Genomic DNA, 14,554 nt, shown 5'->3' with positions numbered 1-14,554 from the left:
CGTCCCCGTATGACCGAACGCAACGTCCTCGGCGAGGAACTGCAACCCTGCAGTACCGATCCAGTCACCGGATTCGAGCGGGACGGCTGCTGTGGGACAAACCCCGGAGACAGGGGACGCCACGAACTCTGTGCGGTGATGACTGCCGAATTCCTCGAGTTCAGCAGGGAGCGCGGTAACGACCTCGTGACCCCACAGCCGGCGTTTCAGTTCCCCGGCCTCTCACCGGGGGACCAGTGGTGTCTCTGTCTCGGCCGGTGGGTCGAAGCTCTCGAGGCGACGCGCTGTCGGCGGCTCCCCGAGACGACGGTCCCCCCGGTCGTTTTGGAGGCGACAAACGAGGCCGTCCTCGATACCGTCGAGATCGAAACGTTGCGGGCGCATGCGTACGATCCCGATTGAGAACGGCCGTCTCCGAACCGGGAGACCGAAACGGTCAGAACGCGATGAACTCCCCGTCGGCGAGGAAGAAGACGATGTAGTACGCGACCAACGAGAGCGCGAGGATCCACTGTCCGAACGTGATCTCGCGTCGCTCGCCGACCGCGGTCTTGATCAGGGGGTAGCTGAGGATTCCGGCCGCGAGCCCGTTCGCGATCGAGGCCGTAAGCGGCATCGCGGTGATCGTGAGCCCGGCCGGGATCGCCCAGGCGGGGTCGTTCCAGTCGATGTCGGTGACGCCCTGTAGCATGATGATCCCGACGACGACCAACGCGAGGTACGTCGCATAGAGCGGCAACAGGCTGATCAGCGGGACGACCGCGAGCGAGGCGAAGAACAGAAAGCCGACGACCAGGGCGGTAAAGCCGGTCCGACCGCCCTCTTCGATCCCCGTCGAGGATTCGATGTACGTCGTGACCGTCGAGGTCCCCATCATCGAACCGAGCGTCGTGCCGACCGCGTCGGCCATGAGCGGCTTGTCGATATCCGGCAGGTTCCCCTCCTCGTCGAGGAACCCGGCGATGCCCGAGACGCCTATCAGCGTCCCGGCCGTATCGAAGAAGTCAACGACGAAGAAGGTAAAGACCACAAGCAGGAAGACGAACGGATCCTCGGTGATCCCGCCCAGGCCTTCGATGAACCCCCTGGCAAGCGGGAGGAAGTTGTACTGGACGTCGGTCAGGAACGCGACGAACCCGACCTCCCGGATGACGCCGATCGTCCCCGGCGGCGCGAAGGCTTCCTCCTGTCCGGGGACGAAAAGCGCCACGAGCCAGCCGACGACGGCCGTCAAGAGGATCCCGAGGACGATCGAGCCCCTGACCCCACGGGCGTACAGGAACAGGGTGAACGCGAGGCCCGCGACCGCGACGATCGCGGTCGGATCGACGAAGAAGTTCCCGAGCGTGACGAGCGTCGCGTCCGCGTCGGCGACGACGTTCATCTCCTGGAGCCCGAGGAACAGCAAGAACACGCCGATACCGGCTCCGACGGCCAGTTTGACCGGTTCCGGGAACAGCTCGATGACGTATCGTCTCGCCCCGACGGCGGTCAACGCGATGAAGAGCAGTCCCTCGACGAACACCGCGGCGAGGGCGACCTGCCAGGGGACGCCGAGCCCGAGTACGACCGTGAAGGCGAAGAAGGCGTTGAGCCCCAGTCCGGGTGCCAGTCCGAACGGCCGTTTGGCGTACAGCGCCATCACCGTGATCGCGGCGATGGACGCGAGGATCGTGACCACGGACAGCATCTGTAACACCTCGGTTTCGCCCATCCCGGCCGGCGGATCGGTCATGATCGCCGGCGTGAGGATCGCAGGGTTCACCACGATGATATACGCCATCGCGAGAAACGTCGTCGTCCCGGCCAGCGTCTCAGTTCTGAAGTCCGTCCCGTGCTCCTCGAAATCGAAGTATTCCGCCAGCGAGTCAGCTATACCCATATTTCTCGTTTGAGCTTACCACAGAAGACGAGTATAAAATTTCCCCTCGGGAACGTACGCAAACATGGGGAACTGCGGCCTCACTCGCGGGAAAGCAACGCACCGACCGGCGCGTCGGTGCGGGACCGTGCACGATCGATCCCCTCCTCGCCGACTGCGATGAGCACGAACACCCCGGTCACGTCCGCGCCGGCGGTCGCCGCGATCTCGAGGAGAAGTTCCTGCGTCTCGCCCGACCGGATGAGGTCGTCGACGACGAGGACGGACTCGCCCGTCGAGATCGCGTTCGCCGGCAGATAATAGTCGATCTCGATGCCCGACGAGAGTCGCCGTCTGGCTTCGATGAACTCCTCGACGGCGGTCTCTCTGGACTGTTTGGCGTACACACAGCGCGCCCCGAAGTAGCGAGCCATCGCCGCCGCGAGCGTGATCCCGTCGGTCGCGGCTGTCAGGACGGCGTCCGGCGGTTCGACCCCGAGCGTTTCGGCGGCAACCGGCGGGACAAGCGACAGAAGCGCCTGATCGAAGACGAGCCGGGAGTTGTCGACGTAGCCCTCGGCGTCAACCGTGATACGGGCATCGAGCTCGTCGGCCAGAAGCTCCCGGCCGGCGTTCTCGACGACCGCCCGGGCGCGGCGCTCGCTCGGCAGCACGTGGCCGTTAACGTACCGGTTGAGATCGCCGGCCGGCAGCCCCGTCTCGGCGGCGAGTTCCTCGTACGTACGCGTCTCCTTCAGCGTTCGCAACACGTCGACGGCACGCAACTGGAGGGCGGCCTTCTCCGAGCGGTTCATACCTTCCAGTGGCTTACGGCACGTTCATGAATACTTCGGTGTCGTACCACGGAGAAATACGCACCAGTCTGGATACCAGTCCCGATCCCACCGGCAATCCGCCGATCAGACGCTCTCGGTGATGTGGCCTTCCTCGCGGAGCTGGTCGGCTTCCTGTTTCTCGTAGCGCCAGACGACGTCGGCTTTCTCGTCCTGCCAGTCCCACGGTTCCACGAGAACGACGTCGTCCTCGCGGATCCAGATGCGTTTTTGCATCCGCCCGGGGATCCGGGCAGTTCGTTCGGTACCGTCCATACACCGTACTTTCACTCGGTTCGCCCCGAGCATGTCGGTTACGATGGCGAACACTTCCTCGCCCTCGGGCATCCGGAGATCCTTTCGCCCCTCGTTATCGCTCATAGTTCAGGGTTGGACAGGAACCGTGTTAAGACTTTATCGACGCGAAACCACACGCCGTAGGGCTGTCGCGCGAAAGCGTGAACTACCCCACCCTACTCGCTCACCGCTTGCGCGGTTCGCTCCTTGAGGGTGGGGCTTCCTGTTTCAATGACGCACTTTGCATCCACGACGGTGGACGAGTCACCAGTCGTAGACGTAGGGAGTGCAGTCTCCGCAGGCGTGACTTCGGCGTGCCCCACACCTAACTCCTGAAGACCACGTTGTAGGACATTGTACGCGGCGTTTTCATCACGGTCAGTCTCGAACCCACAGGTCGGACAGGAATGCTCACGAACCCACAACTCCTTCTCGACCTCAACACCACACTCGGCACATTCTTGCGTCGTGCCTTCAGGTTCGACTTTCACGAAGTGAGTTCCCTCGCGCTCGCACTTGTATTCGAGGAAGTCGATGAACGTTCGCCATGACGCCGACGCTCGGTTCCGACTGTTCGACGGCAATTGCATCATCCCGTGAACGTCAAGGTTTTCCACCGCTACGAGGTCGTACTCACGAGCATAGTACGCTGAGAGTTTGTGCAAGAAGTCTCGGCGTTTCCACACGATGCGAGCGTGGATGCGAGCCACACTACGCCGTTGCTCGTGCCAGTTCTGCGACCCCTGTTCTTTGCGGCTCAACGCTCGTTGCTCGCGTTCGAGTCGCTCGTACTCGGAGTTGAGGGTGAGGCTGCCGACCATCGTGCTGTCGGTGTCGTGGGAGTACTTGATGATGCCCACGTCGATACCAACCATATCCTCGCGGTCAACCTCATCCAGAGCGGGCTTTTCGGGTACGTTGTCTTCGGTTTCGATACCGAATATGGCGTACCACTCGCCAGTTTTCTCTTGCTTGACCGTGACCTGTTTCACACGGGCGTCGTCGGGGATGTCGCGGTGGAGATGTATCGGCATCTCACCAATCTTGGACAGTGAGAGGACGGTCTGGTCACTCGTGTTCTTGAGCTCGAAACCAGACTGATTGTAGGTGAGGCTCCGATACTCTCGCGGTGGCTTCCACTTGAGCATCCCGACTTTGTGCCCGTTCTCCTTCTTTTCTTTGAGGCGGTCGAGGTTGTCACTCACGCGGCGAGCAACCATTTGCAACACTTTCGAGTACACGTCGTTGAGGTCGTCCCACCAGTTTTTCAGGTCGGGCAGCATATTCTGCATCGCAGTGTACGACAGGTACTCGTCGGTGTTGCGAAGTTCGTACAGGAAGTGGTTGTAGAGTTGCCTACAGGTATCGATATGCCGTTCTAACGCGGCTTCGACGGCTTCGTCAGGCTCGATGCGATACCTGTAGTTGTAGTTCATCGCGTTACTCGTCTTGGTCGTCGGTTTCGTCGGGGTCGCTGACGCGGATGACTTTCACGTCTGCGCCGCGCCAGTCTTTGGGGACGGTAACGTGGGCACTCCCGCCGAACTCTTTTGCTTCACGGTCGATGATTTCCTCGCCTTTCAATTCGAACGTGCCCATACACGACTATATATTCAGTATATATTTTATGCGTTTCGGTTGAGTGACAATGGCGTACGGCTGTATCCCCGCCCTACTGCGTCCTCAGAACGCGAAGCGTTCTGATGTGCGAACGAGACGCGCCGCGTCTCGTTAACGCTACTCGTTCGCTCCGCTCACTGCGTTGCTCCTTGAGGACGGGGACTTAGCCTGTAAGAGTTAAACCGATCGGCGACGAGCCCCCGAACGTCATGTCGATGCGAGCCGTGGTCTTTGACGAGCCGGGCGAACTGATGGACGTACAGGAGATCGACCGACCCGAACCGGATCCGGACGGGATCGTCGTCGAGACCGAGGCCTGCGGGATCTGTCGGTCCGACTGGCACGCCTGGCGGGGCGACTGGGAGTGGCTCGGTGTCTCGCCGACGCCCGGACTCGTCTTCGGGCACGAACCGGTCGGCACGGTCACGGCGGTCGGCGAGGAGATCCGGACGCTGAGCGTCGGCGACCGCGTCTGCGTGCCGTTCAACCTCAGCGACGGCACCTGCCGGCACTGCAAATCGGGGCGGGCGAACATCTGTGAGAGCGTCGTCCCGCTCGGGTTCGTCCCGTTCCAGCCCGGCGCGTTCGCCGAGGAATTCCCCGTCCGGTACGCCGACCACAACGTCGTGAAACTGCCCGACGGCGTCGATCCTGTCGAGGTCGCCGGCCTCGGGTGTCGCTTCGCGACCGCCTTCCACGGGCTGGTCCATCGGGTCGACGTCACGCCCGGCGACTGGGTCGCCGTCCACGGCTGTGGCGGCGTCGGGCTGTCGGCCGTCCACATCGCCGACGCCCTCGGTGCGAACGTCGTCGCCGTCGACTTGGCCGAGGAGAAACTCGAGAAGGCCGAGGAACTCGGCGCCGACGAGACGATCGATGTCACCGAAACGGACGACGTGCCGGCCGCGGTCAAAGCGTATACTCCCTCGGATCGCGGCGTCGAGGTCAGCGTCGACGCGCTCGGGATCGCCGAGACATGCCGGAATTCGGTCCAGTCGCTGTGTAAGGGCGGTCAGAACCTCCAGATCGGGCTGACGACGAGCGAGGAGGAAGGCGAGGTCTCGCTGCCGGTCGATACGATCGTCATGGAGGAACGGGAGTTCATCGGCTCCGTCGGCATGCCACCCCACGAGTACGAGGAGATCTTCTCGATGATGGAGCGCGGAAAGATCGACCCCGGAAAGATCGTCTCCGAGACCGTCCCGCTGGAGGAGGTACCGGACGTCATCGCCTCGATGGACGATTTCGACACGGTCGGGATCCCCGTCTGCGACGAGTTCTGAACGGGCGGTGATGGCCGGATCCGGGCCGAGGCGCGCGAACAGTTCGACGCGATCGCCTCGATCGAGGCTGTCGACGAACCGCTGCTTGTCGTTCCGGACGGCACGCCCGAGGAGATCACGGAACTGACCGTCGAGACGCTGGGCCCGAACCGCCGGTAGGCTGTCCCCGTCTATCCCTGGCGGCGCTCCGGGGCGACGCCGATCGATCCGGCGTCCATCGCCCCGTCGAGGTCCTCGATCGCCGAATCGACGACTTCCCCGGACGTGATCGGTGCCGTCTCCCACGCCGGGAGCCGCGTGTCCGATTCCGGCGGTTCGATAGCCTCGGCGTACGCTTCGATCTGGCTTCGTTCCCTCCCCCGATCGTATTCGAGGCTGTTGAACGCTGCATCGAGCGCGTACGCGTCGACGAGCCGTTCGGCGGCCGCCCGATACCTGTCGATGACCGTCCCGTATGAAGGGTCGCCGCCGTTCTCTTCGACAGCCCGAAACAGCGCCGCCGTCACCTGACGGGCCATCTCCGAGAGCCCGCTCGGACCTGACACCGACCGGTGTTCGTGTTCGTGGACGCCGAGATCGACCTGGGCGACACCGTCGGCTCCGACCAGCCGGAACGCCTCGCCGAGGGTCCCGACCTCCAGTCCCCACCCGCGTTGGATCCGGAGCTTTCGGGCCGCCCGGCCGGTCGTCGCGAACTCGCCGGCCAGCGCGTACCGGAAGGCGCCGAGGAAATCCAGTATCGCCGCGTCGTCCTCCCGGGACAGCGCCTCGATCAGCGGCCGGTACAGAAGACGGAACAGCCGACCGTAGAGTCGATCGTTCTCGACGCGGGCGTAGTACCCTTTCGAGAACGCCAGCCCCTCCGCCAGCGGGAAGAGCAGTTTCGGGACGTGGGTTTCGTCGTAGGTCTTCGCGTCGGCGTCGTGGACGACGACGTACTCGCTCGTCGCCGCGACCCCCAGCGCGAGCCACACGTCCCGGCCCTTCCCGCGTGTTCCGTCGAGCCCGGCCGCCGAGAGCAAGCCGGCGATGCGCGGGCCGTCACACCACAGCACTTCGAGGGGCAGTTCGAACCCGGCCAGCCACTCGACGACCGCGCCGACGCGGTCCGGCGACGCCCGGAGCGGGACGACGACCCGATCCGGGGCGACGGTCTCCAGTGCCGAGAGGACCCGCTCGGCCGCGAGCCCCGCATGTTCGCGTTCGGTCATCGGGACCACGACGGACGCCTCGCTCGCCGGGGCGCTCGGCCGGGCAGCCCCGAAATCGTGAAGCGTCGTGATGTCCTCCTGGACGTACTCCATCGATTACCGGGAAGGGCCGGATATCGAAAAAGGCCGGGCTTGCGGCATCGCGTGTGAGGGGTGAACGCGCCGATCGCTCTCGCCGGAGGTTGTCACCCCTTTTCGCTCCGGTAGGCTTCGGTCGCCGCCCGGTATCCCTCCCGGTACGTGGGGTACTCGAACCCGTAGCCGAGTTCGCGGAGGCGGGCGTTCGAACACCGCTTGCTCGTGTGGATACGCCGTCGGGCCGCCGTCGAGAGGTCGCCCTCCTCGATCCGCTCGGCCTTGGATCGCTTCGGGGGGCGGTCGACGCCACACTCGTCGGCCAGCCAGTCGGCGAAGGCGTGTTTCTCGACCGGTTCGTCGTCGACCGCGAGCAGCAACTCCTCGTCGGTCGTCTCCAGGGCGAAGCGGACGACCCCGGCGGCGTCGTCGCGGTGGATCATGTTCAGATACCCCTCGGTCACCGGCCCTTCGAGGTACCGGTCGAGCCGGTATCGGTCCGGGCCGTACAGCCCCGCGAACCGAACGACGCATCCGTCGATCCCGTACTCGGGGGCGACCTCGCGGGCGATCCGTTCGGCCTCCGCGAGCACTCGCGTTTTTCCCGTCGTCGGCGAGAGGTCGGTCGTCTCGTCGACCCAGCCGCCGTCGTGATCTCCGTAGACGCCCGTACTCGAGGTGTAGATCAGCCGGTCGGGCGGGACGTCCCGGGCTCCGAACGCCTCGATCGTCGTCCGGAGCCCGTCGACGTACACCCGTTCGGCCGCTTGGGCGCCCCGACCGCCCGAGGAGGCCGCGAAGACGACGGCGTCGACATCGGGGACGGCTGTGAGACTATCCGGGTCGGTAACGTCGGCCCGCACTGCCCTCGCTCCGGTGGCTTCGACGGCATCGAGCCCTTCGGAGGAGCGCCGGACGCCGACGATCTCGTGTTCGTCGCCGAGCTGGCGGGCGAGTTCGAGCCCGACGTAGCCACAGCCGAGGATCGCGACCCGCATCCTACCGCACCCCTTCGATGTGCTGATACAGAAGCGCGAACTCCCGGAGCGTCATCGGGAACCGTCCCTCGACTTTCGACTGTATCTCCCGTGCTTCCAGCTCCCCGCCGAGCCCGGATTCGACCGCCTCGACATCCAGTACGGCGTTCGTCATCCCCATGAGGAGTTCGTCCCTAGCGAGCGCCGCGATCGTCTCGCCGTCCGGGGCGTCGTCCGGGATCGCGAGGACTGCGGTGCTTTCCTCGAGTGTGATTTCGGGCTCGTCCCCGGATGCGAGTCCATCGAGTGTCCCCGGATCGACGCCCGACTCCTCGGCGACCGCTTCGACCCCGTGCTCGTCGATCACGGACCGGAGCTTCGCGACGTATCGATCGTACAGCTCCAAGGGAGATAGCTCGCCAGGGTCGGCAACGAGTTCGTGAAGCATACCCTTCGTTCGCTTTCCGACCTAAAGTACCGTTCGGGGTTCGATCGCGAGTTGGGTTCACGGCGGCCATCCCGGCGAGCGCCGGTCCATCTTTCCGTCAGTGTTGCCGACGCCCCGAGGCCCCGGCGGGACGACGACGATGACGGCGGTTTTCGTCCGTACCGAGATCCGTTCGGCCGTGCCCAGATGGACCCGTTCCCCGCGGTGGGTGAGGTTTGCCGCCCGTCCGTCGCGAAGATACGTCACCGATCCCGAGTCGCTTTCCCGGTTCGTCCGGACGGCGAAACGCTCGTAGGTGCCGCCGACGTCGACGTACCAGACGTTGACCGTCCGATTATAGATAGTAGAATAATTCTACCAAAATATACGGAGGAAACAAGCAATATTATCTGTATAATTCACTCTAAAATCACTACCTCCGTCCCTTCTTTCGATTAAGCAGAACTATGTTATTCTATGAAACAAATATAATGGTTCTTAATCTGTCGTGTAGGATCACCATTCACCACTAAACGAAACTTCAAGATCACATTCTTCTGTTAAAGTACTCATGGTACGCTTCTTCCCGTCCTGATTAGCATGAGTATCAAGATAGTACCCACCAGCCAATTCTCGATAAGCCCTCATCGCCTTTTCATCGTGGGGAGACGCTGGTTCGTTATTGATTATTGCCTTCTCTCTCCCCGGAATGTAGGGTAGGGGTTCTATTTTTGAAATAAGATTCTCGTTTTCAATCAGATAATCCACAGCATCAGCTATTACATCACTCTGAATCTCATCTTCAAATTCAGCAAGTGTGTTGCCAGCATCATGTATTCGAACTATATATCCACTCTCTATGTCAGAAAGTTCTTCAGTAGATTCAGGTTGTGTGTTGCTAGGTGCTTCAACAGTTGAACTACTGCCATCTGTATCAATCTCCATTTCAATGTCTGTGATAACTCTATCAATCATCTCTTTGGCTTGGGATTCAACAGGAGATGAAATAACATCAGAAACACTCTCTGTCAGTAGATTCGTAATTTCAGACGCTAAGTTGTCCTTCTCACTTTCTAGAGTTTTTCGTGATTGTCGTAGCTCGTTAATTCGGCCAAGAATTCTCGCAGATTCACCTGATTGGATTGAATCAACAGTATATGCTCTCAAAATCGCAATTCGATCTACTAAATCTTCCAGTTGTATATCTGCGACTTGCTGTACACTCACATTGGCTCCGTCTACTTGTCGTTGGAAGAACCGATACCGTTCCCCATTCGTTAATATTCCATAGCTAACATTCTTGTTAGTCATATACGATGAAAGCTGTTCATCATGTCGCTCAGTTAGAGACGTATCAACCCCTTTTGCCTCTATAAACGCAACAGGAGTTCCTTCCAAAATCAGAGCATAATCAACTTTATAGGTTTGTCCAAATGCTTCTACGGAATACTCCAGTTGAGTGTTCTGTGGAATTTTCCAATTGAGAAGATCTAGAAATTCCGGTTGGAGTATCGCCGCTTTGGTATTGGCTTCGTCCATTTGAGGAGAGTCTCTAATAATCTCTTGAGAGTGTTCGATATATCCTCTAACCGACTCTTCATCCATTCTTATGTGACAGCCCTCAGGCAATCATTATTAAACTAGTCCGCTAGTTACTCCAATCAGTCTTCGTGAGAAGAAACTGAGTAACCTTAGAATCCGTTCGTTGCGTCTTCCGATGAAATCCATCTCGTTCGTGGCTAACTTCGCTTAGAGGTTCAATTATCTTTGTATAGTACAGAATTTGGTGGGTCATTTGCTCTAGCCGATGGATACCTCTCGGAATAGGAACGATGGTCAGATTATGGGAGCTACACAGTATTGAGTACCTTCAGCGGCGACGTCCGCTATGTGGCTCCTCCTCAAGATTGGGATCTAGTTTGGTATCGCTTGTTAGCTGGTGGTCACATCGCTCTTTGTGGCCAGCAATAATGAAGGAAGAGAAAGGAAGGAAAAACTTTTGTATATTTTGAAAAGGAAGGAAAAAGAAGAAAGGAATTAAATTAATAAATAATACTAGTTGGGAACTTATAGAGTATTCATCTATAGTTACAAAGAGATCTAGAGCGAAGAGAGTATTATTGTAGTTACCAAATCCCCTAGTGAGCGAACGAAGACATTTCCAGTAGAGTCTATACACAGTAAGTAAATCACTATATTAGGTATTTTACTAGGGATAGGAGATAACGTTGCAAAGCAATATTACTGTTATACTGTCTTATACTACTGTTTTGTGGGGATATAGATGATTACTGTACTAGATACATTGTACCTATTCTAAATTGAGAATATAACTGTATTAGATGATCTACCTTCTAAATTTGGGGAATAAACTATTAACTGACTATGTATTACCTGTTATTAATGGCTAATGAATAGCTGAAAACAGCTTTTCAAAAGATCTATACTTCAATCAGGTTGATTTTCTACACCAATCTGTACCTCTACTTCACCACCAAAGCCAGATTGTGCGATAATAGCAACATGTGTACCAGTAGATATAGCATTAAACGAAGAGCTTTTTTCTGTTTCTATCTGTAATGAACCTACTTTTAATTCAGGGCCTTCTATACTAATAATAGCAAGCCGTCCCTCAGTATTATGCCCCCAGATATTGATCATATCTTCCTCATTAGCTTCAAAAGTAAACTGAGTATTACCTATCACTGTATCATCTACAACAAGATCACCATCTACTTCTGAAGTTGAAACTAAACAACCTGAAAAACTAACAAGGCTAGCTGTTGTTCCGATAGTCGCTAAGTAATTTTTTCGTTTCATTATATTTCCACCCGATAGAGAATGAGTATAAAGATTAGGCAGAGTACTTACCCTAAATCAAAGAATCTATTTTAATGATCATTCTTCTAATTGCTCTGTTTCTAGCTCTACATAGTGTTCATCAGCATTAGAGAACACACCTGTTGGTTCTATTTTAAACTGAAGTTCTGATTCTTCTTCAGGTACTTCAAAAACAGCGGCTCCCTCGGTCGTAACTCCTGGCTGTAGTTGATCAAAAGTAATTCCTTCAACTTGGAATCGGGCGTCTTGTTCAACCCAAATAGATTGCTCCGAACTTGCGTCAAATGTACGATCTTGAGAATCAACTATTGTCAAGTGGTTAGTGGTTATATCAACTGATTCATCACCCACATTTTCCATTGAAAGAATAATGATCACGAACTTTCCATCTGCCTCTTCTTGCTCAAGTCCGGAGTCAATGTAGCTTGTCTCATACGCATTTTGAACGGTATATTGAATTGATTCACTATCGTCACCGACAGTAAAAGACTCTCCCATCTGGTGAGTTATTTCTTCAGTCTCGCCGCTAGAAGTATCACCATTCCCAGTCCCCCCAATCATTGAACCACCAGCAATTACTAACACGATCACAATACCGACTGTTGCCCATCGGTTGATAGCAATACCTTGCGACTGTTTTAACCGTGACCGAACAATTGGGAGTGATAGAATTCCAGCTAATAGTAGAAAGACGCCCGCAGCAACACTCTGTGTAAAGCCTCCTAATCCTGAAAGTAGTAGCAGTATGCCAACTGGATATGCGATAATCTTACCTAGTGTAATGTTTATACCACTGTCATCACTGCTTTCTTCGGAGGAATCCCCGCCCATATGCAATTTCCAGATGGAGTCGGTTATTAAATGTTTGGTAGAGTCTATCTAGCTTTCACTCTAATCTGCTTGCGTCTAATTTTCCCTGAAGATATTGCCCACCTTCTTCGGTGATTCGGTATTTTCCCCGTTCAACCTTCTTAACTAGACCATAGTTGGTTAGTGTAGCTATTCGATCTGCTACTCCCTCCCGGCTCCGATCAATGTTGAAAGCGATAATAGACGGACTTAGTACAAGTTCAGATGAATATAGAAGTTCTAGAATTTCGTCATCTAGCTGGGTCATCCAATCCGCCCGCTCTCGCATGGTGATTTCCATGCTACTATCTATCTTTAATCCCCCTGACTTATAATTCTGCAAACACTAATTAGTAATTAAATAACTACGGATTAGTAGCCAAAGTTTATAGTTAAATGAGGGAATAGAGAACGTATGCCAAACCGGCGTAAAGTCCTGATTGGCCTTGGGGGGTCGATCGCGTTAGCTGGGTGTAGTGGGGAAACAGAAGAACCTGAATCAGAAGATCAAGATCAAACCGAAGAGGATGATTCAGAGGAACAAGGATCCGAGTCTGGACAGCAAGAACAAGAAGGTGAAGCAGTTTTTGAGCTTTCTGAAATAATTGATGGAGAAACCTACTCTCAGGATGAAGAAGTTATTATCGGAGCAAATGTAGAGAATACTGGAGATATAGCCGGTGAACAAACAATTGAAATAAGCTCGGAATGGTACTCTTATGAAGAAACTGTAGAGCTTGAACCCGGAGAGGGTGTACGATTTGGGGCCAGATGGAATAGCCCCGAGGATATTGAAGCCGACAACACGACAGGCAATTTAGAATATACGATTCTAACTGAAGATGATGAGCTAAGTGGGTCAATCACAATTGAGGAACCCGGTGAAGCAGTTTTTGAATTTACAGATGTGGAACCAGATGGTGTAACTGTAAACTATGGTGAAGAAGTAGAACTTGAAGTTACTATTGAAAATACAGGTGATCAGGAAGGGACACAGACTCTTGAGTATTATTTAGATGATGAACTTGTTGATGAATCGCAGATTACTCTAGATTCTAGTGAGAGTACAGCTATTACAGTAGGGATTAATACTGAGCTTTGGTCAGAAGGTGAATTAGAATATAGATTCACTTCTGAGGATGACGAAATAACAGGTTCAATTGAAATTACTATTGATGAACCAGCTACTCAATCTTTCTCTGGTAGTGGTCAATCTGTGGAAGACGGCGTGGAAATTGAAGGTGGATTAACTGTTGTAGAAGCTACTCATAGTGGAGAATCTAACTTCCAAGTGTCTCTTGTAGATGATTCAGAATTTGATGATAACTTCATCAACGTAATTGGTGATTTTGACGGCTCACAAGCTGATTTAATTGATTCTGGAGAATATATGTTAGACGTTAATGCAGATGGAAGCTGGAGTATAGATATTCATCAACCCCGTTCAGGTAGTGGTGAAGACCTACCAAAGTCACTCTCTGGTAGTGAACCAGATGTAGTGGGTCCAATAGAATTTGGTGGAACTCACGTAGCAGATGGTTCTCATTCTGGGGAAAGTAACTTCCAAGTTCAAGTCTATCCGATGGAAGGGAGTTTTGCTGAGACAGTATTTAACGAAATTGGAGAATTTGACGGAGAGACAACATTCAGCTTCGACGGAGTAGGTTGGGTAGATATTAATGCAGATGGAAGTTGGGAGGTTAATATAGAATAGAGTCCTTCATTATTCATGTCTGATTAATAGAATATGATTCAGGATATAGTGGAGACAATAGGATGGGGGTTGGCTATTGGTATGGGATTAGCGTTTTTGCTTCTCTGTGGGTTCATAGCATACTGGATTCTTTCGGTTGGTGGTATTGTCTGAGAAAAATTGTCCTTTTACGGATTTGAGTATATGAATTTTGAATAGATTTTAGACGGCCCAAATTACTTATATCCTCAATATGACAAAGTAAAATGGCTCCCAAGCTCACCATGACATTAGGGGCCAATTGCCACCGTTTCCAGCATTTCCCCACCGGATTCTACCTCCGGTGGTTTTTGCTAAGGTTACAAAGTTGTTTAGTCTAAGCAGAGAGTAGAAGGTCTATACTCTTTGATTTGAAGCATATTCGTATGCATTTTCTAAGCTCACAGGAATTTATCTCGGGTTAGAAAGAGTGATACGGACAGATTTTTTGCTCGAAAACAGACATTTCAATTTCCAAATAATAAGTTGATCCTCTTTATAAGACGAGTCAATCAAACAAACACAAATCTGTTTTCTGTTTCTCTTCT

The 14,554-nt window shown here is 54.8% G+C and carries 15 protein-coding genes; 3 read left to right on the top strand and 12 right to left on the bottom strand.

All coding sequences use genetic code 11. The features are described from left to right. Positions 1 to 9 precede the first annotated feature (9 nt). Positions 10 to 402, top strand: coding sequence for a DUF2237 family protein (locus tag KM295_RS00380; protein WP_256027800.1), 393 nt, complete (start codon positions 10 to 12; stop codon positions 400 to 402). A 34-nt stretch (positions 403 to 436) separates the two neighbouring features. Here KM295_RS00380 and KM295_RS00375 read toward each other — a convergent pair whose 3' ends face one another. The 5 genes from KM295_RS00375 to KM295_RS00355 form a co-directional block, all read right to left on the bottom strand. Next, positions 437 to 1,882 carry an NCS2 family permease gene (locus KM295_RS00375; RefSeq protein WP_256027799.1) on the bottom strand — a complete coding sequence of 482 codons (1,446 nt, stop codon included), beginning with the start codon at positions 1,880 to 1,882 and terminating at the stop codon, positions 437 to 439. Positions 1,883 to 1,962: 80 nt separating this feature from the next. Continuing rightward, positions 1,963 to 2,676 carry a phosphoribosyltransferase family protein gene (locus tag KM295_RS00370; protein WP_256027797.1) on the bottom strand — a complete coding sequence of 238 codons (714 nt, stop codon included), beginning with the start codon at positions 2,674 to 2,676 and terminating at the stop codon, positions 1,963 to 1,965. A 105-nt stretch (positions 2,677 to 2,781) separates the two neighbouring features. Continuing rightward, on the bottom strand, positions 2,782 to 3,075 hold the full coding sequence (eif1A, locus tag KM295_RS00365) for a translation initiation factor eIF-1A (RefSeq protein WP_256027796.1): 294 nt from the start codon (positions 3,073 to 3,075) through the stop codon (positions 2,782 to 2,784). 92 nt (positions 3,076 to 3,167) lie between these two features. Beyond that, on the bottom strand, positions 3,168 to 4,427 hold the full coding sequence (locus tag KM295_RS00360; RefSeq protein ID WP_256027795.1) for an RNA-guided endonuclease InsQ/TnpB family protein: 1,260 nt from the start codon (positions 4,425 to 4,427) through the stop codon (positions 3,168 to 3,170). A gap of 4 nt (positions 4,428 to 4,431) precedes the next feature. Continuing rightward, positions 4,432 to 4,590 carry a DUF2080 family transposase-associated protein gene (locus KM295_RS00355; protein ID WP_256027793.1) on the bottom strand — a complete coding sequence of 53 codons (159 nt, stop codon included), beginning with the start codon at positions 4,588 to 4,590 and terminating at the stop codon, positions 4,432 to 4,434. A gap of 236 nt (positions 4,591 to 4,826) precedes the next feature. Here KM295_RS00355 and KM295_RS00350 point away from each other — a divergent pair, with 236 nt between their 5' ends. Beyond that, positions 4,827 to 5,894, top strand: coding sequence for a zinc-dependent alcohol dehydrogenase family protein (locus tag KM295_RS00350; protein ID WP_256028167.1), 1,068 nt, complete (start codon positions 4,827 to 4,829; stop codon positions 5,892 to 5,894). Positions 5,895 to 6,064: 170 nt separating this feature from the next. Here KM295_RS00350 and KM295_RS00345 read toward each other — a convergent pair whose 3' ends face one another. The 7 genes from KM295_RS00345 to KM295_RS00315 all read right to left on the bottom strand — a co-directional run bounded on the left by KM295_RS00345 (position 6,065) and on the right by KM295_RS00315 (position 12,256). After that, a complete protein-coding gene (locus KM295_RS00345; RefSeq protein WP_256027791.1) occupies positions 6,065 to 7,198 on the bottom strand; it encodes a glycosyltransferase family protein in 1,134 nt (377 codons plus the stop codon). A 92-nt stretch (positions 7,199 to 7,290) separates the two neighbouring features. Then, the gene (locus KM295_RS00340; RefSeq protein ID WP_256027790.1) at positions 7,291 to 8,178 is read right to left on the bottom strand and encodes an SDR family oxidoreductase; all 888 of its coding nucleotides are present in this window, start codon (positions 8,176 to 8,178) and stop codon (positions 7,291 to 7,293) included. A 1-nt stretch (position 8,179) separates the two neighbouring features. Continuing rightward, positions 8,180 to 8,605, bottom strand: a complete 426-nt coding sequence (locus KM295_RS00335; RefSeq protein WP_256027788.1) for a DUF5791 family protein — start codon at positions 8,603 to 8,605, stop codon at positions 8,180 to 8,182. A 57-nt stretch (positions 8,606 to 8,662) separates the two neighbouring features. Beyond that, entirely contained in the window at positions 8,663 to 8,947 is a 285-nt protein-coding gene (locus KM295_RS00330; protein WP_418904728.1) for a DUF7286 family protein, read from the bottom strand. A 153-nt stretch (positions 8,948 to 9,100) separates the two neighbouring features. Continuing rightward, entirely contained in the window at positions 9,101 to 10,189 is a 1,089-nt protein-coding gene (locus KM295_RS00325) for a type I restriction enzyme HsdR N-terminal domain-containing protein (RefSeq protein ID WP_256027784.1), read from the bottom strand. An 843-nt stretch (positions 10,190 to 11,032) separates the two neighbouring features. Then, entirely contained in the window at positions 11,033 to 11,404 is a 372-nt protein-coding gene (locus KM295_RS00320) for a hypothetical protein (protein ID WP_256027783.1), read from the bottom strand. 78 nt (positions 11,405 to 11,482) lie between these two features. Continuing rightward, positions 11,483 to 12,256 carry a DUF4352 domain-containing protein gene (locus KM295_RS00315; RefSeq protein WP_256027782.1) on the bottom strand — a complete coding sequence of 258 codons (774 nt, stop codon included), beginning with the start codon at positions 12,254 to 12,256 and terminating at the stop codon, positions 11,483 to 11,485. A gap of 433 nt (positions 12,257 to 12,689) precedes the next feature. Here KM295_RS00315 and KM295_RS00310 point away from each other — a divergent pair, with 433 nt between their 5' ends. After that, complete coding sequence (locus KM295_RS00310; RefSeq protein ID WP_256027780.1) at positions 12,690 to 13,988, top strand: CARDB domain-containing protein; 1,299 nt, start codon at positions 12,690 to 12,692, stop codon at positions 13,986 to 13,988. The last annotated feature ends 566 nt before the right edge of the window (positions 13,989 to 14,554 follow it).

This window comes from Natronomonas aquatica (genome assembly GCF_024449025.1).
GTDB classification, from domain to species: Archaea; Halobacteriota; Halobacteria; order Halobacteriales; family Haloarculaceae; genus Natronomonas; species Natronomonas aquatica.
This window is presented reverse-complemented; position numbering and strand designations above follow the sequence as displayed.